This is a genomic window from Streptosporangium sp. NPDC051023 (genome assembly GCF_040689595.1).
Lineage (GTDB): Bacteria > Actinomycetota > Actinomycetes > Streptosporangiales > Streptosporangiaceae > Streptosporangium.
Genome location: NZ_JBFBCE010000010.1, coordinates 116,698 through 137,431 on the forward strand (window position 1 = coordinate 116,698; position 20,734 = coordinate 137,431).

A 20,734-nucleotide genomic window follows, 5' to 3' on the forward strand; every position below is an offset into this window, starting at 1 on the left:
GTGGCCCGCCGCATCAGGAACCCTCGACGCGCTTCTTCAGTCCCTTCAGGGCGGTGTCGATGATGACCTTCTCCGCTTTGCGCCTGATCATGCCGATCATCGGGACCTTGAGGTCGACCGCGAGCTCGTACGTCACCTCGGTGCCGCTGCCCACCTCGGCCAGGCGATAACTTCCGGTGAGCCCGGAAACCATCTTGCCCGCCTCGACGACGCTCCAGTCGACGGAGTCCTCGCCGTGCCAGGTGTAGCCGAGGGTGTACTCGTCGTTGATCACGCCGGCGTCCAGGACGAACCTGACGGTCGCCGGGAGGCCGTCCTCCCCGGCGGACAGGATCCGCGCCGACTTCACCTGGCCCGCCCAGTCCGGGTACGTCGGAAAGTCGGCGATCACCTTCATGACGGTGGACCGGTCCGCGCCGATGGTGATGTTCGAGGTGGTGCGATCAGCCATGGGCTTACCGTACTCGTTCATCGTTTCACCGAGGATGTCTGGCTCACCACTCAAGTGCGAAAGGCATGCCTTTGCCACGGAAGTGTCCGACGTTGAGGCATTCGGTCCTGCCGATGCGCGTACGGGCGGCCAGCGGTTGGTGCACGTGGCCGAAGAGGGCGTAGCGCGGCTGGGTCCGCCTGATCGCCTCAAGCGTGGCCTCACTGCCCCGCTCGAGGCGCCTGGCGACCACGTCGTAGAGCAGTTCGGGGACGGCGGGAGGGATGTGGCAGCAGAGCACGTCGACCTCGCCGACCGCCTCGACCTTGCGCGCGAACTCCTCGTCGTCGAGCTCGTTCGGCGTCCGGTACGGCGTGCGCAGGCCGCCGCCGACGAAGCCGAACCACAGGCCGCCGATCTCGGCGGTCTGCCCGTCGAGCACGTGATGGCCCTGCCTGACGTACTCGGGCCAGTAGCGCGGCAGGTCCACGTTGCCGGGGATGAGGTAGGCGGGGGTCGGCATCGCGGCGAAGATCTCGGCGTACTGCTTGCGCACCAGGCGCTCGACGTGGTCGCGGGGGTCGCCGTCGAGGGAGGCCCAGAGCTCGGCCGACATCTCCCGCGCCTCGTCGAACCGCTTGGCCAGGCGCAGCCCGATGAGCCGCGTGGCCGTCTCCGCGCCGAACAGCTCGGGGAAGATGCCCTTGGAGTGGTCGTCGTAGTCGACGAACAGGATCAGGTCTCCCAGGCAGACGAGCGCGTCCGCCCCGTCTCCCGCGCGGGCCAGGGCGTCTGTTCTTCCGTGCACATCGCTGACGACATGAACCCGCATGCCCGCCATCCTAATCACCCGGTGAACACGGGCACGGGTAACGACTCAGACGCGACACGGGCGGTGGAAGGCCGGTCAGGAAGCCCGGCGCGGCAGGGCTGATACCGTGAAATCGCCCCCGAGAACGCCTGGTGACGGATCCACCCGCGCGTAGCGCGTCACGCCGACCTCCAGGCGGCCATCGACCGCGCGTCCCGCAGGAGTTACCCGTGCGTGAGTACAGCGTCCCCGTGCTGGTGGATGTCCCCGCCTCCGCCAACCTTACCGACACGGTCTTCCTGCGCGCCGAGCGGGAGCCGGGCGCGGTCTCCCTGCGCCGCAAGGTCGGCGGCGACTGGGTCGCCGTCACGGCGGGCGAGTTCCGCGACCGGATCGCCGCCGTGGCCAGAGGACTGATCGCGTCGGGCGTGCAGGCGGGCGACCGGGTGGCCCTGATGTCGCGGACCCGCTACGAGTGGACCGTGATCGACTACGCGATCTGGGCCGCGGGGGCCGTCAGCGTGCCGATCTACGAGAGCTCGTCGCCCGAGCAGGTCAGATGGATCATCTCGGACAGCGGCGCGAAGACCGTCTTCGTCGAGCTCGACGCGCACGAGGAGACGGTGCGCGCGGCGGTGTCCGGGCTGCCGGAGCCGGAGCACCTCTGGCACATCGAGAACGGCGCCCTCGACGCGCTGGCCGACAGCGGCGCCGAGGTGACCGGGGAGACGCTGGAGGAGCGCAGAACCGGACGCGGCACGGCCGATCTGGCGACCATCGTCTACACCTCCGGCACGACCGGCCGCCCGAAGGGCTGCGCGCTGACCCACGACAACCTGCTGTTCACCGCGAGGAACGTCGCCGCGGGACCGCTCGAGCCGCTGTTCAGCGCGAACAGCGCGGCGCTGCTGTTCCTGCCGCTCGCGCACGTCTTCGCCCGCATGATCCAGCTGGTGCTGCTGGAGACCGGCACGGTTCTCGCGCACACGCCGAACATGAAGAACGTCGCCCCCGACCTTCAGAGCTTCCGGCCGACGTTCCTGCTCGGTGTGCCCAGGGTGTTCGAGAAGGTCTACAACAGCGCGGAGCAGAAGGCCTCAGCCGAGGGCAAGGGGAAGATCTTCCACTCCGCGGTGGCAACCGCCATCGCCTGGAGCCGCGCGGAGTCGGCGGGCGGCGCCGGGCTCGGGCTCAAACTCAGGCACGCCCTGTTCGACAAACTCGTGTACGGCAAGCTCCGCGCGGCCACCGGCGGCAGGCTCTCCGCCGCGGTCTCCGGCGGCTCGGCCCTGGGCGAGCGGCTCTCCCACTTCTTCAAGGGCGTCGGCATCGAGGTCTTCGAGGGCTGGGGCCTGACCGAGACCTCGGCGCCCTCCGCGGTCAACCAGCCGGGCGCCAACAAGATCGGCACCGTCGGGAAGCCGTTCCCCGGCGTCACGATCGGCATCGGCGAGGACGGCGAGGTGCTGGTCAAGGGCCGCCACGTCTTCAGCGGCTACTGGAACGACGAGAAGGCGACCGCGGAGGTGGTCGACGCCGACGGCTGGTTCCACACCGGCGACCTCGGTGAGCTCGACCGGGACGGCTACCTGCGCATCACGGGGCGCAAAAAGGAGATCCTCGTCACCGCGGCGGGCAAGAACGTCTCCCCCGGGCCGCTTGAGGACCGCATCCGCGCCCACCCGCTGGTCAGCCAGGCCATGGTGGTGGGAGACGACAGGCCGTTCGTCGCGGCGCTCGTGACCCTCGACCCCGAGGCGCTGGAGCTGTGGAAGAGGACGAATGGCAGGGCCGGGGCGAGCGTCGCCGACCTCAGCGCGGACCCGGCGATCCTGGCCGAGGTGCAGAAGGCGGTCGACGACGCCAACAGGTCTGTCTCGAAGGCCGAGCAGATCAAGAAGTTCGTGGTTCTCGACACCGACATCACCGAGGAGAGCGGCCACGTCACCCCGTCGCTCAAGATCAAGCGCAACGTGGTCGCGCGCGACTTCGCCGGGCAGATCGACGCCCTGTACGGCGACGCCGTACGAAACTGAGCACGGCCTCGGACGCCCCGGCGTCTCCTCGCTCATCCCGACGGCCGGGGCACCACGGTCGAGCCGGCGCGGAAGAAGCCCGGTGATCGGACCCGGCGGGGCCGGGGTGGCGGCCATGCGGTCCCGCGGCCGGGCTGCGGAAGAGCCTGATGACCTCGGTCAGCTTGTTGTCGTGGCGGGGTAAGCGCCCGGCGCGGGGGCTGCGGAAGAGCCCGATGGCCTCGGTCGGCCTCAGTGGGCGGTCCAGCCGCCGTCGACGGGGAGGATCGCGCCGGTGATGTAGGACGCGGCAGGACTGGCGAGCAGAAGCGCGGCCGCGGTCAGCTCGGCGGTCTCCGCCCAGCGTCCCGCGGGCACCTGGTGGTCGAGGAATTCGCGTACGCGCGGGTCGTCGTCGGCGTCCTCGTTCAGCGGGGTGCGGAACGGCCCGGGTGCGAGGGCGTTGACACAGATGCCGGTGCCGGCCAGTTCGACCGCCAGGCTCCGGGTGAGTTGGACCACCGCGCCTTTGCTGGCGGCGTAGCCCGCCCGGCCCGCGGCCCCCACGAGGCCAAGCGCGCTGGCCAGGGTGACGATACGGCCGTACTCCGCCGCCCGCATCAGCGGGACGGCCGCCTGGCAGGCCAGGAAGGTCCCGACGACGTTGACTTCCAGGCAGCGCCGGAGCGTGGCCGCGCTCAGGTCGCCGATTTCGCCTCTTGCCTGGATCCCGGCGCTGGTCACCAGGATGTCCAGTCGGCCGGACCGGCCTGCGACCTCGTCCACGACCCGGTGGACGGCGTCCTCGTCGCTGACGTCGCACGCCAGCGCCAGGGCCGCCCGCCCGGTGAGGTCCGTGATCCGCGCGGCGGCCCGCCCACTGGTCTCCTGCCGCAGGCCGACGACCGCGACGGTCGAGCCGGCCTCCGCGAGGGCGAGCGCGATGGCATACCCCAGGCCGGACGAGCCACCGGTGACCATCGCGACCTGCCCGGTCAGATCGGCGCCCGCGCGACCGGCAGGTGTTGTCTCGATCATGGTTCTGTTCTTTCTCGAGTGTTCCCCTGCCGGAGGTCTATCAGGAGGGTCGTCGAGAGGGCTCGCCGAGGTAGGCCGCCCCGCCTCCACCGTGAGTGGCCGTCCGCCCGATTCCGAACCCAGGGCCGGTGACCCGCGGGACGGAAGCCGTCATGTCCCCGCGACCGCCGCCGTGCCCGGCGGCACCTCCAGCAGGCCGGCGAAGCGGTCGGTGACGAGCTTCCAGTCCCATTCCCGCTCGACCCAGGCGCGCCCGCGCTCCCCCATCGCGCGTGCCGCCGCGGGGTCGGACAGCAGTCCGACGACGGCCTCGGCGACCGCGTCCGGGGAGGTGCCGTCCACGACCAGGCCCGTCTCGCCGTCCAGGACCGCGTCGGGGGCGCCGCCCGACGAGCCCGCGACCACGGGCAGCCCGCTGGCCGAGGCCTCCAGGTAGACGATGCCGAGCCCCTCGACGTCGAGGCCGCCCAGGCGGGTACGGCACGGCATGGCGAACACGTCGCCCGCGTCGAGGTAGGCGGGCAGCGATGCCCACGGCACCGGGCCCGTGAACCTGACCGAGCCGCCCAGTGGCCGGGCGAGCCGTTCGAGCGCCCTCCGGTACGGCCCGCCGCCGACGATCAGCAGCAGGGCGTCCGGCACTGAGCGCAGCACGCGGGACCAGGCCCGCAGCAGGACGTCCTGGCCCTTGCGGGGCACGAGACGCGACAGGCAGACCACGATGGGACGCCCCTCGAGGCCGAGGGCCGCACGGACCCCGTCCCCGCCCGCGCCGGGCCGGAACACGCCGGTGTCGACGCCCGGGGCGAGCCGTACCAGCCGGTCCTCGGGAACGACCCCCGCGAGGCGGCGCCGGGTGTACTCCCCCAGATAGGTCACCGCGTCCGCGTGGCCGCCGATCCTGGCGAGCAGTCCCCTGGCGACCGGGACCCCGGCCCAGGCCGCCTCGTGGCCGTGGGTGACCATGACGATCCGCCGCGCGCCCGCCGCGCGCATCCGGGGGGCGAGCAGGCCGAGCGGCGCCGCCGCCCCGAAGACCACCGTCTCGCACTTGAACTCGGCGACCAGCTCCGCGGCCCTGCCCGCGACCGCGCGGGTCGGCAACATCAGGGAGGTGGGATGGCGCACGACCGGGTACGGCTGCCGCGCGTCGAAGGCCGCCCAGCCCGGCCAGCGGGGAGCGTAGACGACCACCGACTCCGGTGGGCGGCAGGCGGCCAGGCCGTGCACGAACGACTGGATGCCGCCTGCCCTGGGCGGGAAGTCGTTGGTGACGATCAGAGTGCGTTTCACGGTTGTCCGACGCCGTTCAGCAGGGCCCAGGAACGTGCCATCGCGATGCGCTGTGGCGCCGTCGGATGAGAGGCATAGAGGAGATATTCAACGATATTTGGCGATAAATCCGAAATATTGGTTATCGCGAGTCGTTTCTGCATGGACACGAAAACGGCGGGCTCTCGCGTCAGGTCCAGCGCGTGCGCGTCGGCGCGGGCCTCGATGTGCCTGCTGACCAGATTCTGCCCCGGCCCCGACAGGACGGTCGCCAGGGACAGCAGCCCCATCAGCAGGCCGACCGCCCTCGGGTCCGCGATCGAGGGGACCCCGGTGCGGCGCCGTACCGGCCCGGCGGAGCCCACCAGATAGAGCAGGCACGCCCCGAAGGCCGCGGCCAGGCCGCCGACGAGCGTGCCGTACAGCACGTCGCCCGCCTTGGCGTGGCCGAGCTCGTGCGCGACCACCAGCTCGACCTGGTCCGCGGGCGCCCGCAACAGCGTGTCGTAGACCACGATCCTGCGGGTCGCGCCGAATCCGGAGACGTAGGCGTTGAGCGCGGTCGTCCGCCGGGAGGCGTCGGCCACGAGCACGTTCTCGACCGGCACGCCGTCCTTGCTGGCCATGGCGAGCAGGTCGGCGCGCAGCGTGCTCGCGGGCATGGGCGTGAAGTCGTTGAAGAGGGGCTCGATCACCACCGGGTAGGCGAAGGAGGCGACCACGGTCAGCGTGAACGCGCCGAGCGCGGCGGGGATCCACCAGCGACGGTAGCGGCGGGCCAGCGCGACCACGGCGAGCACCATGATCGCCGTCAGCCCGGTGCCGATCCCGATGTTCTTGAGGCGGTCGGCCGTCCACGACGCCCAGGTCTGCGTTGACAGGCCGAACTCACGCAGGTAGGTCTCCGACCACATGCCCAGTGGCCAGCGCAGGATCGCGACGGCCGCCGAGATCGCCAGGACGCCGAACAGCACCCGCAGCCACCACGGCCCCCGCAGGCGGGCCAGCAGCTTCGCGCCCAGCGGGGTGCCGACCAGCACCCCCGCGACGACAAGCGTCAGGCCGAGCGACAGGTAGGCGGGGACGCCGATCGCGGCGTCGAAGGCCTCGGAGCGGGCGATCTGGGCCGCGGTGAAGTCACGGGCCGGATCGGGCTCGATGGGCGGGGCTCCCGCGGGCAGCGCCCGCCACGGGGTGGTGAGCGCGACGACCGCCAGCGTGGCCACCCCCAGGATGGCCATCGCCCATCCCGCCCCCTTCAGCACCCCCCGCGGACCCGATGGCGTATCCGTCACGGTCCGCGTCATGCGAGTTCCCTCCGGAGGTGGTCGCGCCACGCGGCGGTGAACCCCGCCCGCGACAGGCCCAGTGTGCTGCCCACATCGCTACCGTAAAGCCTTACCAGTGCCTTCTCGCCGAAGCGCTCCGCGACGTACCGGCACGCGAGCCAGGCCTCCTCGTAGGCCTGCGCCAGCCGGGGGGCGCCGGGGGCGAAGTCGGCGGCCCCGGGAAGCCCGGGGGGCAGGACGCCCGCGCGCACCTCCGCCGCCAGCTCGGCGGCGGCCACCCGCACCGCGATCCCCGCGTCGCGGTAGCCCACGTAGTCGGCGAACCCCTCCGACAGCCACATGGGGACCCGGCCACCCCGGGTCGCGCCGGTGGCCACGTGGGTGAGCTCGTGGGCGATCACCACATCCCTGCCGGCCGGACTGAGTCTCGCGTAGCCCGTCGGCAGGACGACCACCCGGTCCGCGGTCGCCATCGCGGCCAGGCCGCCGGTCGCCGCCGCTCCCGTGATCTCCGCCGCCTCCGCGTCGGTCGCGGGAAACAGGATCACCGCCTTGACCGGCCCCCAGATCTCCGCGAGGGTACGGCAGGCACGGTCGGCTCTTGAGGCCAGATCCCGTAGCTCGGCGAGCGGGACACGGTGGCCGACGACGAGCGAGCACTCGCCACGGACCACGCTCGCGGCACCGGGCCACAGGTCGCGGGCCGTCCGCGAGGCGGGCCGCGCCCCACCGGCCAGCCCCGTGCTCATCAGCGCCAGCATCCCGGCGAGCACGGCGCGGCGCCCTTTCGGGACGGACATGTCAGCTGATGCTACTCGACCGGCACCCGCCGGGGCCGTACCCGCCCGCAGGGCAGCCGCCCGGAACCGCCCGGAACCGCCTGCCGGGACGCCCGGCAGGCATGCGACGGTCCCGTCCATCGGGGAGCATGGACGGGACCGTATCCCGCTCTGTCAGCCGCCGGGACGAACCGCTCCGGCGAAGGCGGATCTGTAGTAGCCCTTCAACGTCACAATCCTGACCGTCTTACCGCTGCTCGGCGAGTGGACCATCTTGCCGTGGCCCACGTACATGCCCACGTGGCCCTTACCGTAGAAGAACAGCAGGTCACCGGGGCGCAACCTGCTCCACGAGACCTTCTTCCTGACCGCGCGGTACTGGCTGCCCGTGACCCGGGGGAGGGAAACGCCGGCCTTGCGCCACGCGTACTGGACGAGCCCCGAGCAGTCGAACGCACCCGGGCCTGAGGCTCCCCACCGGTATGGGTCGCCAATCTGCTTTTTGGCCGCCGCCACGGCCGTCCTGGCCCTGGCCTGCTGCCGTACTGCCCGGCTCATTGCGGCCTTCGCCGTGCGCTTGACGCGAGTCTTCGCCGTGCTCTTGACCTGAACCGCGGCCGCGATGTCCGTCGTCGCCTGTGCCGTCGTGGAACCCAGTGCCACCGCTCCGGTTGAGGCGGTCAGCGTGAGGACGAATCCGCCGAGGGAAAGGCGGAAAAGGCGCGACAAACGGGGGTTGTGCGGGGTGGTAGACAGGATTTCTCCTTGGGACTTCCACTGATGCCTACCGGGTTAGCTGACGGATTCGGGCTGGGAAGAAGCCCTACGACAACAGACATGTCGATTCACCCCTGGCCATAGATCAATGGCCGAATGGTTCCCCGGCTCCATGCCTCCTGGCTGCACGGACTCGGCAGGCCACCGCGGCGGGGCGAACCCCATGGGACACGGTGACCAGCTGGATCTTTATATGGACACCGGCCCGTGAGACCGGCATTCGATGCGATGGCATGGCTTGCTCACCGCGACCGCCAGAAGGTACCCCGATTACCAAGTTCCGGCAAAGGTCCGACCAAATCCGAAGATCGAAAAAAAGTTTTCACGTTTATGAAATGCCTGCTGGCGAGGCATTTCCGCCATTCGAATATGACTCTCGTCACATTCCGCGCGCACCACCTGAAAGCCATCGCATGTGTCACATACATCACATCAGTTATCGATCTTCATCGTTCCCACCGAGCCCTGGAACGGCCCGGCGGGCGCGGGATCAGGCCCCGCACGACCACCGGTCCACACGAACCGCCGCGTTCGCGACGCGATGCCCGATCGGGCATGATCTGGGGCATGAGATCGTTCGCCGGCCTCGCGGAACTCGCCGCGGCCAAGGGAGAGCATCTGGGGCACAGCGCCTGGCGCGAGGTGACCCAGGAGCAGGTCGCCATGTTCGCCGACGCCACCGGCGACCACCAGTGGATCCATGTGGATCCCGAGCGGGCGGCCGCCAGCCCCTTCGGCGGAACCATCGCCCACGGCTACCTGACGCTGGCCCTGCTGCCCGCCTTCATGGCCGAGATCTTCCAGGTCGAGGGGATCACGATGGGCGTCAACTTCGGGCTCGACAAGGTCCGCTTCCCCGTCCCGGTCAGGGTCGGCTCCCGGGTGCGTGGCGGCGCCGAGCTCACCGACGTCAAGAACTCCCCCGCGGGGAAACTGGTGAAGATCAGAATGACCGTCGAGGTCGAGGGCCAGAGAAGGGCCGCCTGCGTCGCCGACACCCTGTCGCTCTACGTGGCGTAAGGAAACGCTCCACACGATCGCTCCCCATGACGCCAGGGAACGCTCCACGCGCCACGTAGGGACACTTTGGAGAAAGACCCCCCGAAGACCCCCGCCCGGCCCTCAGAGCCTCTCTAGAGACGTCTCAGGCGCCCCGAGGGCGTCGGGAAACCTGAGACACCGGCCCCCCGGAGCGGACGGAGGGCCGTCGGAGGCGGGAACCGCCGGGACGGGGCACCGGATGAGTCGGTGACGGGTCAGTGCCGGGTCAGGGGCGGACGGCTCCGACCAGGCGGCCGCCGTACGACGACAGCGGGACGACCTTGACGACGTCACCGGTCTGGGGAGCGTGAACGATCTTGCCGTCGCCCGCGTAGAGGCCCACGTGACCCAGGCCGTTGCTGAACAGGAGGTCACCGGGCTGTAGCTCGCTCAGGGAGACCTTGCGGCTGGAGCCCCAGCTCCACTGCTCCCAGGTGGTGCGAGGCAGGCTCACACCTCCGCTGCGCCAGGACGCCTGGACGAGCCCGGAGCAGTCCCAGCCGTCCGGCCCCGTGCCGCCGTACCGGTACGGCTTGCCGATCTGGGCGAAGGCGAAGCTGAGGGCGGCCCTGGCGTTACCCGAGGCCGGGCCGTTGTACTGGATTCCCGTGCTGTTGGGGTCGCCGCTCCTGAAGGTGCCGAGATCGCGCAGGACCTTCGTCTGGTCCTTGACCATCTTCTCGACCTTGGCCTTCTCGTCGGCCAGCTCGTCGCGCGTCTGGTCGGCCTCGGCCAGGGCGTCCTTGGCCTGGTCGCGGTTGTCGCGCAGCGCCTTGTTGGCCTCGTCGAAGGCGTTCAGCGTCTGGGCGCGGGAGGCGGATATCTGGTCGGCCGCGGCCAGGCCGCTCAGCACCAGGCTGGGGTTGCCCTGGCCGACGAGGTTCTGCCAGCCGACGGAACCGCCCTGGTAGGTGCTGACGGCCATGGTGATGAGATCCTTGCGCAGCCCGGCCACCTTCGCGGTCTGCTTGGTGAGGTCGGCGTTCAGGCCCCGGTACTTCTTGCGGGCCTTCTTCCACTTCTCACTGGCCTGGTTGTACTTCTCGACGAGCTGATCAGCCTGGTCGTTGAGCTTGTCCAGCTTCTTCTTGGCCTGCGCGATCGTCGGCTTCGGCTCGGCGATCGCACCGCCCACAGGAAGCAGGAGAAGCGCGAGGGCCAGCCCTGCAGCCATCGGCATCCGCACAAACCCACCCGGCTTACCCGCCACGGCCACGACGCCGCCTCCCCACGCAAAGACCTGGGGCGAAATAGTACAGAATCAGTAAGGGTTAGCTCACCTTTTTGGCTGTTTTGTTCTTTACTTGCAGGCGGCCACGGCGCAAACCTTGGCTGTCATCCGGGTGGCGTCCCGCAACTGGTCTGCCCAGTCACGTTTCACCGGTTTGGCGTACTCTCCCGCCCACAGGTAGACCAGCACGGCGTTGCCCTTGCGGACCACCACGCTCCGGTCCCCGCCGACACCGGCTTTCCCGCCGTAGTAGACCTGTCCGGAGACCTTCAGCGCGTCGTCCCCGAGCCCGGCGACGGGGACCGAGACGTAGCGGTAGGTGGAACCGGCGTCCTTCTTCGTCCCGCACGTGGCCAGCCCGCCGCGGAGCTGGGTCATGGCCTGCTCCGCGCCGGTCCGCGAGCCGTACAGCAGGACCTGCTCGACCTTCATGAAGTCCGGCACGCCGATGAACGTCACCGTCCTGACGGCCAGCCTTCCCGCCCTGCCAACGGCCCCCTTGCCGCACGGGTCGACCGCGAGCGGGGTCCTCAACGAGTCGCTGACCTTCCAACTCGTCTCGGGATCGTCGTCCTTCTTGGCCGCGGCCTTCTCGTACAGCAGGAACCCCTTGGGAATCCCGGGGGCGGCGGCGGCCGTACCGGCGACAAGGGCGGCGCAGACCAGCGCGACGAGCTTCTTCATCGAATCAACCTCCACAGTGATCCGATGCACCATATGGCGAAAAGGTTCAGGCTCGTCCGAGACGTCGCAGAAGTAACACCGAGGGAACGGGCCTGGCCCCCATCCGCCGGACCGACTCGGCCACCTCCCGGTCGGAGGAGACCACCGCGATGGCCCGGCCCATGGGCTCGGCGCGGACCAGCTGGCGGATCAGGTCGTCGGCGATCTGCCCGGGGGCGCTGAACATCACCCGGACGCCGCGGGGCGCGGAGACCGGGACCGGGCCGTTCAGCTCCGCCCCGTCGAAAACGCAGGTCAGCTCGGTACGGGTCTGCGCGTAAAGCGCGCCGAGGCCGGTCAGCAGCCGGTTGCGCTGGTCGGCGAGGGTCAGCGTGCCGTACCCGGTCTTGGTCACGTTGTAGCCGTCCACGATCAGGTGGATCTGCGGCAGCGCGAGCAACTGGTCGAGCAGGGCGGGATCGTCGTCGGCGAGGGCCCGCGCGGGCACGGCCTGGACCCCGTGCCTGCCCGGAGCGACCGAGGACACGGAGTCGGCGGGCCGGTGGATGCTTGAGGGCAGCGCGAGCTCCCTGCGCAGCCCGGCCGCGGCGTCCTGGAGCGCGTCGAGCAACATGCGGACCTTGGTGTCCTCGACACTGCGGCCCTCACGGGCGGCCCTGCGCGTGGCCTCAAGCTGCCGCTCCGCGTCGGCCAGCCGCTCACGCAGGCGGCGCAGCTCGCTCTCTCCCGCGCTGCCCGCCGCGGCCGCGACGGCCTTGGCCTCCTGCGCGGCCTCCTCCATCTCCGCGGCCCTGACGTCGGCGGCCTTGGCGCGCTCCCTGGCGTCGTGCAGCTTGCGGCGCAGATCCGAGATCTCGGAGCGGGCCCCCTTGAGCTGCTCGCGCAGCCGGTCGGACTCCTCCTTGGCCGAGGTCTTCTGCCCGGCGAGCTGCTCACGCAGCCGGGTGAGCGCCTGCTCCTGCGCCGAGCCCTCGGCCACCGTGGCCGCCCGCTCCAGGTCGGCGCGGGCGGTCTCGACCATCTCGACCCAGCCGGGCGGCCTGGTCAGATAGGCCGCGGCGGCGACCAGCACGGGCTCGGCCGCGGGCGGCACGATGCCCTCCGCGAGGCTCTCGACCAGCTCGGGCCAGCCGGTGCCCAGCGCCTCTGCGACCAGCTCCCGGAACTTCTTGTCGGTCTCCAGCTGAGCGGCGATCGGCGCGCCGCCCAGCTTGGCCCGTTTACGGGGGTCGAACCTGGCGATCCCCTTCAGAGGCGCCGGCACGGCGGCAGGAGGCATCGATCCGAGGATCTGGGATGCCAGTTCCACGACATGTAAGCGAACCTGCTCGGGCAGCGGACGAGACAGGCCCTCTCCGGCTGAACTCATCACGGCCCCTACTCGGATTGGTCTTCACGTCAAGGGTACGGCTACCGCACCCCGCCACCGACCTGGCCGACGTATCCTGGACGCCCTCTTCCGGTGAACGCGGCATGGACGATCGCCCAATTTCAGGCGTCCGACAGGCATCGGTCAGGTATACGGCCATGCCCGACGAGCCCGCGGTCATACCTTTCCGACCTCCTCCGCCCGAAGGCGGCAGCGCCTCGGCCCCTCAGATCTGTCCGGGGGCGGCAGCGCCCTGCCCCTCAGATCAGGTGACCCGCGTCATGGACGATCAGCGCGATCTGGACGCGGTTGTTCAGCTCCAGCTTCGTCAGCACCCGGGACACATGGGCCTTGACCGTCGCCACGCTCATGTAGAGCTCGGCGGCGATCTCCGCGTTGGATCTCCCCCTGCCGACCGCAAGGGCGACCTCGCGCTCGCGGTCGCTGAGCCCGGCCAGCAGCGTCACCGCCTGTTCCCTGCGCGTTCCCGCGCCGCCGTCCGCGACATGGGCGATGAGCTGCCGGGTCACGGCGGGCGACAGGATCGGCTCACCGGCCCCGACCCTGCGGATCGCAGAAACCAGGTCTCCCGGCGGGGTGTCCTTCAGCAGGAACCCCGCCGCCCCCGCCCGCAGGGCCCGCAGCACCTGGGCGTCGGCGTGGAAGGTGGTCAGGATGACCACCTCGGGAGGGGAGGCCCCGGCGCGCAGCCGCTCGGTCGCGGCCAGCCCGTCGACCCTGGGCATGCGGATGTCCATGAGCACCACGTCGGGCCGGTGCTCGGCCACCAGCCTCGGCACCTCCTGCCCGTCCGCGCCCTCCCCCACGACGACCAGGCCGGGGGCACCGCCGAGGATCATCGACAGCCCGGCGCGGACGAGGGCGTCGTCGTCCACGATCAGCACGCGGATCTCCGGGCCGGAAGGCGGTGAGCTCATGCTCGTCACGTTAACCACGTCCCCCACCCGCCCCTGCTCCGGGTCATGCCGAACCGCCCGCATCCCTCACCGCTCCTCGCATCCGCGGCCACTACGCGGCCCATGGCAGCCACGCACTGAGCCGGAACCGGCCATCGAGGCCCATGCCGTAGTCGAGGCGCCCTCCCATGAGCTCGGCACGCTCGGTGAGCCCGATCAGACCCGTCCCGCTGCCCGGGATGGCCTGCCCGACGGTTGTGGGGTTGCGGATCTCGACGGTGAGCCCGTCGCCGGGGCCACCCGCGACGGTGACGTCGACCCGGGCGGCGGCGGCGTGCTTGCGCGCGTTGGTCAGCCCCTCCTGGGTGATCCGGTAGGCGTTCCTGCCGAGCCCTGCCGGCGCCTCGCCGGGATCGGTCACCCGCATGTCGAGCGTCACCTCCATCCCGGCGAGCCTGGACTCCTCGACGAGGTCCGCGAGGTCGGCGAGGGTCGGCTGGGGCCGGTCGGGGGTGGTGCCCTCGCTGCCGAGACGGAGCACGCCGATGACCTCCCGCAGGTCCTGGAGCGCCTGGTGCGCTCCGGCCCTGATCACTCCGGCCACCTTGACCAGGTCCTGCGAGGGGATGTCGGGGCGGTACTCCAGGGCGCCCGCGTGCACGCTGAGCAACGAGAGACGGTGCGCGAGCACGTCGTGCATCTCCCTGGCGATGCGCTCGCGCTCCATGTGCCTGGCCCGCTCGACCCTGAGCTCCGCCTCGACCTCCGCCCGCTCCGCGCGGTCGCGCAGCGAGAGCACGAGCTGGCGCCTGGCCCTGATGAACATGCCCCACATGATCAGCAGGAGGTAGAACAGCACGGAGGCCGGAAACGCCGCCCAGAAGGACATCTCGGTGTCGGGCCGCCACCACAGCTGGGGCGCGAGCGTGAGGATGTGCAACGTGCCGACGAAGGCCACGGTCCTGAACGGCCGGTGCACGGCGACCGTGAACATCCCGATGGCGACGGCTCCGGACGCGACCCCCGAGACGAGCCCGATCGGCACGAGGGCGAGGGCCAGTCCCACCGGCCAGCGACGACGCAGCCACAGCAACGCGCACGCGCCGGCACCGACGACCTGGTCGACGACCACGACGGCGGACGGCGGCGGACCGTCGCGCACGACCAGCGCCGAGCCGAGCCCGAGCAGGGCTGCCACGAGGAAGATGACGATGTCGACGCCCCAGTCGCGAGCCGAGCGCCGCACCGGGACCTGCTCTCCCGCGAGGTCACCGTGCAGGATCGCGGGCAGCAGCCACCGATACTCCGTCACGGTGTCCGAGGGTAGGGCCACCCAGGACCCTCCGATACCGACCAAAGTCGATGTCTCGGCGACCTTCAGCCGACGCGGCTGCGCGGCTTCCCCCACCACCATCGAGGCATGAGAACGACCCTCAGGATCCTCGGGACCGTCTGCGTCGTCCAAGCCGTCGGCGGCACGCTCAGCGACCTGTGGGGAGAGGGGCGCGGCTGGTTCCTGGTGAACCAGCTGGGCTTCCTGGACGGTTACCGGATCTTCGCCTGCATCGTGCTGGGGGCGCTCGGGCTCGCGCTGTGCGTGGCGGCCACGTCGGCGAACAAGGAGTGAACGCCCCGGGTCTCCCGGGTGGCCCGCGCCGGGGGCACCCCGGGGCGGCAAATGTCGGTGGAGGCTCCTATGGTCGTGAACCGTGGAGTACGCCGTGCAGGGGACGCTTGACGAACTGGGCACGCCGCTTGAGCAGATCACGTTCGTCGTGTTCGACCTGGAGACCACGGGAGTCTCCGCGGGCGAGCACGCCATAACGGAGATAGGCGCGGTCAAGGTGCGCGGCGGTGAGGTGCTCGGCGAGTTCGGCACGCTGGTCGATCCCGGCTCGCCGATCCCGCCCTTCATCTCGGTGCTCACCGGCATCACGGACGCCATGGTCGTGGCTGCTCCGAAGATCGAGTCGGTGCTGCCCTCCTTCCTGGAGTTCGCGGAGGGGAGCACACTCGTCGCGCACAACGCGGGCTTCGACCTGTCCTTCGTCAAGGCGGCCTGCGCCGCCCTCGGCTATCCCCCGCCCGCCCATCCCGTGGTCGACACCGTCGTGCTGGCCCGCAGGCTGCTGACCCGCGACGAGGCCCCGAACTGCAAGCTGTCGACGCTGGCCCGGATCTTCAGCAAGACAGAGCCCTGCCACCGCGCGCTCGCCGACGCCAGGGCGACCGTGGACGTGCTCCACGCGCTGCTGGAGCGGGCGGGCTCCTTCGGGGTGCACACGCTGGAGGAGCTGAAGGGCTTCGTGCGCGCGCCGACCGAGGAGCAGCGCCGCAAGCGGCACCTGGCCGACGGGGTGCCGACGGGACCGGGGGTCTATGTGTTCGAGGACGAGCGCGGCGACCCGCTCTACGTCGGTAAGAGCACCAACCTCCGTAACCGTGTGCGCAGTTACTTCACCGCGGGCGAGACCCGGCCCCGGATCCGCGAGATGGTCGGCATCGCCGAGCGGGTCAGGACGATCATCTGCGCAACCCCGCTCGAGGCGGAGGTCAGGGAGCTCAGGCTGATCGGCTCCGCCAAGCCTCGTTACAACCGCAGGTCGCGCTTTCCGGAGAAGATGGTCTGGCTCAAGCTCACCGAGGAGCCGTTCCCCCGCCTGTCCGTCGTGCGCGAGGTCAAGGACGACGGCGCCGGATACCTCGGCCCGTTCGGCAGCGTCCGCGCCGCCGAAGACGCCCGCACCGCGCTGCACGAGACGATCCCGCTGCGCCGGTGCACGGAGAGGATCACTCCGCGCACCGGCCGCCCCGCGTGCGCCCTCGCCGGGATCGGCAAGTGCGGGGCGCCCTGCGAGGGACGCCAGAGCGTCGAGGAGTACGGCCTGCACGTCACGGCCGCCCGCAGGGCGATGGAGCTGGACGCGGCCGCGGTCTTCTCCGCGATCGAGGCCAGGATGGAACGCCTGTCCCTGGAGCAGCGCTACGAGGAGGCGGCTGCCGACCGCGACAGGCTCGCCTCCTACATCCGCGTCTCGGCGCGCATGCAGCGGCTGCGCGCGCTGACCTCGCTGCCGCAGATGGTCGCCGCCGCCCCCCTGCCGAGCGGCGGCTGGGAGATCCACGTCGTCAGGCACGGCAGGCTGGCCTCCGCGGGGGTGATGCCGAGGGGCGCCCATCCGACCCCGTTCGTGGACGCGCTGGTGGCCACGGCGGAGACCGTCGTGCCCGGCCCCGGCCCCGTTCCCGCGGCCAGCGCGGAGGAGACCGAGTGCGTGCTGCGCTGGTTGGAGAGCCCCGGCGTGCGGCTGGTGCAGGTCGAGGGCGGCTGGAGCCTGCCGATCGGCGGCGCGGGACGGCTCAAGGCCCGCATCGACCGCGCCTACCAGGCCAGTGAGCCGCACCGGCCGCGCGAGGGCCGCCCGCTGCGCTGATAGCTTCGTAGAAAACTACGAGCAGTTCTCAACGAGGAGGCAGCCAGTGGTCACCGCGATCGTGCACATCAACGCCGAGGTTGACCGGATCCCCGAGGTCGCCCAGACGATCGCCGAGATCGACGGGGTGAGCGAGGTCTACTCCATCACCGGGGAGTACGACCTGCTGGCGATCGTCCGCGTCTCCGCCTACGAGGAGGTCGCCGAGGTCATTCCCGGCCGGCTGAACAAGGTGGAGGGAGTGCTGCGCACCGAGACGCACATCGCCTTCCGCACCTACTCCCGGCACGACCTGGAGGCCGCCTTCTCGATCGGCCTCGGCGAGTCCGACTGAGTTCATGGCGACACCTCCGGTGTCGCGGGCTTGGGCGACAACCAGTCCCCGGGTAACCGGTTCAGTCAGGCCGGGGCTCGGTCCAGAGACCGGGGTGCCTCAGCGTTGCGGCCCGGGACGTTCTGCGGGGCGCGTCTCTCCCATGGTCGGCAACCGCGCCCGCACCTCGAACCCTCCATCGGGCAGTGGCCTGGCCTCCAGGGTTCCGCCGAACATCGTGACGCGCTCGCGCATGGCGAACAGGCCCGCCCCCGTGGCGGCCACGGTGAGCGCGGGGACGGCCTCGCCGTCGTCGCGGACCAGCACGTCGAGGAAGCCGGGACGCCAGCGCAGCGTGACGTTGGCCGACCTGGCCCTGGCGTGCTTGAGGGTGTTGCCCAGCGCCTCCTGGACGATCCGGTACGCCGAGAGCTCCAGGGCGAGACCGATCTCGACGGGGCGACCGTCCTCGACCACGTCGACCCGCAGGCCCGCCGTACGAACCTGGGCGAGCAGGTCGCACAGGTCGGACAGCTTGGGCTGGGGTTCCCTCGTTCCTACCGGGCGGCCCTCGGTGCTCAGCAGACCCAGGATCCGCTGGAGCTCGACGAGCGCCTGACGGCCCGACTCCTCGGCGACGCGCAGGGTCTCGCGGGCCCTGACCGGATCCTTCTCCATGATCATTCGTCCCGCGCCAACGCCCAGTGTCATCATGCTGACCCCGTGGGCGACCACGTCGTGCAGTTCCCTGGCGATGCCGGCGCGTTCCCTCATCGCCGCGGCGCGGGCCAGCGCGTCCCGCTGCCCGGCGGCCTGGACACGCTCCGCGTCGAGGCGCAGAAGCAGCAGGCGCCGTTCGCGCACGAGCCTCGCGGTCGCCAGGGAAAGGCAGAAGACCGCGAGGAGGAGCAGGCCGAGCGCGACTCGCCAGGCCAGAAGGTCAGCACGCCACATGAGCGCAATCTAGGGCGGCGCCCCTGAGGACTACATCCCCTCATGGGTGGATCTTGCGTCCGCCCGTGAGGGGATGCAGGACAGCCGGGTCAGGACGACTTCAGCGCCTGACTGACCTCGACCCAGCGGTCGAGGGTCGCCTCGGCCGCGCCGGAGTCGACGGCCTGCACGGCCCTGGCGTAGGCGCCTGCCATCGCGGCGTCGAGATCGTCACCCGCGCCGTCGAGGGAGACCAGCGCGGCGGCGGCGTTGAGCAGCACCGCGTCGCGGACCGGACCGGTCTTGCCGCCGACCAGGTCGCGTACGGCCTGCGCGTTGAACGTCACGTCCCCGCCGCGCAGCGCGTCGGGCGTGGACCTGGGGATGCCGAGCACGGCCGGGTCGAAGACGGTCTTCCTGGCGGCGCCGTCGCGCACGACCCAGACGGTCGAGGTCGTCGCGGTGGTGAGCTCGTCGAGGCCGTCGTCGCCCCGGAAGACCAGCGCGGAGACGCCGCGCTCGGCGAACACCCCCGCGATCACGGGGAGCATGCCCGCGTCGAAGATGCCGATCGCCTGGGCCTGGGGCCTGGCGGGGTTGGTCAGCGGGCCCAGGAAGTTGAAGACCGTGGGGACGCCGAGCTCCTTGCGCGCGGGCCCGACGAAGCGCAGCGCCGGGTGGTAGAACGGCGCGAAGCAGAAGGCGATGCCCGCCTCGACGGAGAGCCTGGCGGTCGCCTCGGGGGGCAGGTCGAGCACGACCCCCAGATGCTCCAGCACGTCGGCGGCCCCGCACAGGGAGGAGGCCGAACGGTTGCCGTGCTTGACCACCCGCGCCCCGGCCGCGGCGGCCACGATCGCCGCCATCGTCGAGACGTTGACCGTGTGGGCGCGGTCACCTCCGGTGCCGACGACGTCAACGACGGGCCCCTCGACCGACAGCGGGGTCGCCCGCTCCAGCATGGTGCGCGTCAGCCCGGTCAGCTCGGCGACCGTCACCCCCTTGGCCCGCAGCGCCACGGCGAAGCCGGCGATCTGCACGGACGTCGCCGAGCCGGACATGATCTCGTTCATCGCCCAAGCGGTCTCGTCCGCCGTGAGATGCTCACCCGCGAGCAGGGCCGACAACAGCGTGGGCCAGGTGGTGCGCGCGTCCATGGAGGTCTCCAGAGGAAAGGTGTTCTACCGGGCGGTCAGGCGGGTCGACAGGCGGCGGCGCATCAGGTCGGCGACGGTGCCCGCCAGAACGACCGGGTCGATCGGCTGCGGCACGACGGCCTCCGCGCGGGACCACTCGGCCAGCCAGCGGTCGTCGCGGCGGGCGATCAGCAGGCAGATCGGCGGGCAGTCGTACACCTCGTCCTTGGCCTGCCTGGCGACCCCCATGCCACCCGCGGGCCGCGCCTCGGCGTCGAGCACGGCGACGTCGATCTCCCCCGAGTCGAAGTGCTGGACGACCTTCGCGTGGGTGGCGCACTCCACGATCTCCACGAGGGGCACATCGGCGGCGGGACGCCGGCCGATGGCCTGTCGCACCTTCTCGCGGGTGCTCGCGTCGTCGCTGTAGACGAGGACCCTCATCTTGTCGTCGGTGCTCACGGTGGCGCTCACTATCCCTTGTCGATGTATGGTCACCTGGGATGGTACCGGTCGGCTCGCCCGGAGACCCAGGGCGGACGCATCACTGAGTTAATTGCGTCATAAGCCCGGTTTGAGGGGACGCTTGGACCCCCTATTGGGGGGTCGTGCGGCGACCCGACCAGGAGAGCCGCAATAATGCTGCCCGTGGCGACAGCATCCGCAATATCAACGACGACGACAGCACATTCGTCCCGCAGGCCAGACCTGGTCAGTGTCGGGACGATCGTCTGGCTGTCCTCTGAGCTCATGTTCTTCGCGGCGCTGTTCGCGATGTACTTCACCATCCGGTCGGTAAGCCTCGGCCAGGGACTCCCCTGGCCAGAGGCTCACCTGAACGTCCAGTTCTCGTTGGTCAACACGATCATCCTGGTCCTGTCGAGCGTGACCTGTCAGCTGGGCGTGTGGGCGGCTGAGAAGGGCCAGGTCGCCAAGCTGCGCTTCTGGTACATCGTCAGCTTCCTGATGGGTGCCGTGTTCGTCGGCGGCCAGCTGTACGAGTACAGCCAGCTGGCCCACGAGGGGCACACCCTGTCGCACTCCGCGTACGACTCGGTGTTCTTCCTGACCACGGGCTTCCACGGCCTTCACGTGACCGGTGGACTGATCGCGTTCCTGTTCATGCTGGGACGCACGTACGCCGCGAAGCGCTTCACCCGTGAGCAGGCGACCAGCGCCATCGTCGTGTCCTACTACTGGCACTTCGTGGACGTGGTCTGGATTGGCCTTTTCGTGACCATCTACGGCATTCATTAAGGAATCGG

At 70.6% G+C, this 20,734-nt stretch carries 21 protein-coding genes and 1 riboswitch; of the genes, 6 read left to right on the forward strand and 15 right to left on the reverse strand.

Translation table 11 applies throughout. The features are described from left to right. Nucleotides 1-13 precede the first annotated feature (13 nt). Both AB0395_RS09360 and AB0395_RS09365 read right to left on the reverse strand, forming a co-directional pair. A complete protein-coding gene (locus AB0395_RS09360; protein WP_366278599.1) occupies nt 14-451 on the reverse strand; it encodes an SRPBCC family protein in 438 nt (145 codons plus the stop codon). 43 nt (nt 452-494) lie between these two features. After that, the gene (locus AB0395_RS09365) at nt 495-1,262 is read right to left on the reverse strand and encodes a metallophosphoesterase (protein WP_366278601.1); all 768 of its coding nucleotides are present in this window, start codon (nt 1,260-1,262) and stop codon (nt 495-497) included. 209 nt (nt 1,263-1,471) lie between these two features. On the opposite strand from AB0395_RS09365, the gene AB0395_RS09370 reads away from it, so the two are divergent. Beyond that, nucleotides 1,472-3,277 carry a long-chain fatty acid--CoA ligase gene (locus tag AB0395_RS09370; protein ID WP_366278603.1) on the forward strand — a complete coding sequence of 602 codons (1,806 nt, stop codon included), beginning with the start codon at nt 1,472-1,474 and terminating at the stop codon, nt 3,275-3,277. Between the two features lie 231 nt (nt 3,278-3,508). Here the strand turns inward: AB0395_RS09370 and AB0395_RS09375 are convergent, their stop codons facing one another. The 5 genes from AB0395_RS09375 to AB0395_RS09395 all read right to left on the reverse strand — a co-directional run bounded on the left by AB0395_RS09375 (nt 3,509) and on the right by AB0395_RS09395 (nt 8,363). After that, the gene (locus AB0395_RS09375) at nt 3,509-4,294 is read right to left on the reverse strand and encodes an SDR family oxidoreductase (RefSeq protein WP_366278605.1); all 786 of its coding nucleotides are present in this window, start codon (nt 4,292-4,294) and stop codon (nt 3,509-3,511) included. A 150-nt stretch (nt 4,295-4,444) separates the two neighbouring features. Then, nucleotides 4,445-5,587 (reverse strand): glycosyltransferase family 4 protein, encoded by a 1,143-nt coding sequence (locus tag AB0395_RS09380; protein WP_366278607.1) that lies wholly within the window; start codon nt 5,585-5,587, stop codon nt 4,445-4,447. Then, nucleotides 5,584-6,807 carry a M48 family metallopeptidase gene (locus AB0395_RS09385; RefSeq protein ID WP_366278608.1) on the reverse strand — a complete coding sequence of 408 codons (1,224 nt, stop codon included), beginning with the start codon at nt 6,805-6,807 and terminating at the stop codon, nt 5,584-5,586. The genes AB0395_RS09380 and AB0395_RS09385 overlap by 4 nt, the downstream gene beginning before the upstream one ends. Nucleotides 6,808-6,869: 62 nt before the next feature. Next, the gene (locus tag AB0395_RS09390) at nt 6,870-7,655 is read right to left on the reverse strand and encodes a hypothetical protein (protein ID WP_366278610.1); all 786 of its coding nucleotides are present in this window, start codon (nt 7,653-7,655) and stop codon (nt 6,870-6,872) included. A gap of 153 nt (nt 7,656-7,808) precedes the next feature. Then, a complete protein-coding gene (locus tag AB0395_RS09395) occupies nt 7,809-8,363 on the reverse strand; it encodes a C40 family peptidase (protein WP_366278612.1) in 555 nt (184 codons plus the stop codon). A gap of 37 nt (nt 8,364-8,400) precedes the next feature. Further along, nucleotides 8,401-8,560, reverse strand: a riboswitch (cyclic di-AMP (ydaO/yuaA leader). 418 nt (nt 8,561-8,978) lie between these two features. Here AB0395_RS09395 and AB0395_RS09400 point away from each other — a divergent pair. Further along, nucleotides 8,979-9,431, forward strand: a complete 453-nt coding sequence (locus tag AB0395_RS09400; RefSeq protein WP_366278614.1) for a MaoC family dehydratase — start codon at nt 8,979-8,981, stop codon at nt 9,429-9,431. A gap of 247 nt (nt 9,432-9,678) precedes the next feature. On the opposite strand, the gene AB0395_RS09405 is transcribed toward AB0395_RS09400, so the two are convergent. The 5 genes from AB0395_RS09405 to AB0395_RS09425 form a co-directional block, all read right to left on the reverse strand. Then, complete coding sequence (locus AB0395_RS09405) at nt 9,679-10,626, reverse strand: NlpC/P60 family protein (RefSeq protein WP_366278616.1); 948 nt, start codon at nt 10,624-10,626, stop codon at nt 9,679-9,681. A gap of 126 nt (nt 10,627-10,752) precedes the next feature. Continuing rightward, complete coding sequence (locus AB0395_RS09410) at nt 10,753-11,367, reverse strand: hypothetical protein (protein ID WP_366278618.1); 615 nt, start codon at nt 11,365-11,367, stop codon at nt 10,753-10,755. A 46-nt stretch (nt 11,368-11,413) separates the two neighbouring features. Then, nucleotides 11,414-12,631, reverse strand: a complete 1,218-nt coding sequence (locus AB0395_RS09415) for an NYN domain-containing protein (protein WP_366278620.1) — start codon at nt 12,629-12,631, stop codon at nt 11,414-11,416. A gap of 365 nt (nt 12,632-12,996) precedes the next feature. Next, entirely contained in the window at nt 12,997-13,674 is a 678-nt protein-coding gene (locus AB0395_RS09420; RefSeq protein WP_366278622.1) for a response regulator transcription factor, read from the reverse strand. 91 nt (nt 13,675-13,765) lie between these two features. Next, complete coding sequence (locus AB0395_RS09425; RefSeq protein ID WP_366278623.1) at nt 13,766-14,965, reverse strand: histidine kinase; 1,200 nt, start codon at nt 14,963-14,965, stop codon at nt 13,766-13,768. 108 nt (nt 14,966-15,073) lie between these two features. Between AB0395_RS09425 and AB0395_RS09430 the strand changes: the two genes are divergently transcribed. The 3 genes from AB0395_RS09430 to AB0395_RS09440 all read left to right on the forward strand — a co-directional run bounded on the left by AB0395_RS09430 (nt 15,074) and on the right by AB0395_RS09440 (nt 17,421). Continuing rightward, nucleotides 15,074-15,280 (forward strand): hypothetical protein, encoded by a 207-nt coding sequence (locus AB0395_RS09430; protein WP_366278625.1) that lies wholly within the window; start codon nt 15,074-15,076, stop codon nt 15,278-15,280. An 82-nt stretch (nt 15,281-15,362) separates the two neighbouring features. Further along, nucleotides 15,363-17,087, forward strand: a complete 1,725-nt coding sequence (locus AB0395_RS09435) for a DEDD exonuclease domain-containing protein (RefSeq protein WP_366278627.1) — start codon at nt 15,363-15,365, stop codon at nt 17,085-17,087. Nucleotides 17,088-17,133: 46 nt separating this feature from the next. Beyond that, the gene (locus AB0395_RS09440; protein WP_366278629.1) at nt 17,134-17,421 is read left to right on the forward strand and encodes an Lrp/AsnC ligand binding domain-containing protein; all 288 of its coding nucleotides are present in this window, start codon (nt 17,134-17,136) and stop codon (nt 17,419-17,421) included. Between the two features lie 99 nt (nt 17,422-17,520). On the opposite strand, the gene AB0395_RS09445 is transcribed toward AB0395_RS09440, so the two are convergent. The 3 genes from AB0395_RS09445 to AB0395_RS09455 all read right to left on the reverse strand — a co-directional run bounded on the left by AB0395_RS09445 (nt 17,521) and on the right by AB0395_RS09455 (nt 19,913). Further along, on the reverse strand, nt 17,521-18,354 hold the full coding sequence (locus tag AB0395_RS09445; protein ID WP_366278631.1) for a histidine kinase: 834 nt from the start codon (nt 18,352-18,354) through the stop codon (nt 17,521-17,523). A gap of 89 nt (nt 18,355-18,443) precedes the next feature. Beyond that, nucleotides 18,444-19,490, reverse strand: coding sequence for an anthranilate phosphoribosyltransferase (trpD, locus tag AB0395_RS09450; protein WP_366278632.1), 1,047 nt, complete (start codon nt 19,488-19,490; stop codon nt 18,444-18,446). Nucleotides 19,491-19,514: 24 nt separating this feature from the next. Next, entirely contained in the window at nt 19,515-19,913 is a 399-nt protein-coding gene (locus tag AB0395_RS09455; RefSeq protein ID WP_366278693.1) for a hypothetical protein, read from the reverse strand. Between the two features lie 195 nt (nt 19,914-20,108). Here AB0395_RS09455 and AB0395_RS09460 point away from each other — a divergent pair, with 195 nt between their 5' ends. After that, nucleotides 20,109-20,726 (forward strand): heme-copper oxidase subunit III, encoded by a 618-nt coding sequence (locus AB0395_RS09460; RefSeq protein WP_366278633.1) that lies wholly within the window; start codon nt 20,109-20,111, stop codon nt 20,724-20,726. The last annotated feature ends 8 nt before the right edge of the window (nt 20,727-20,734 follow it).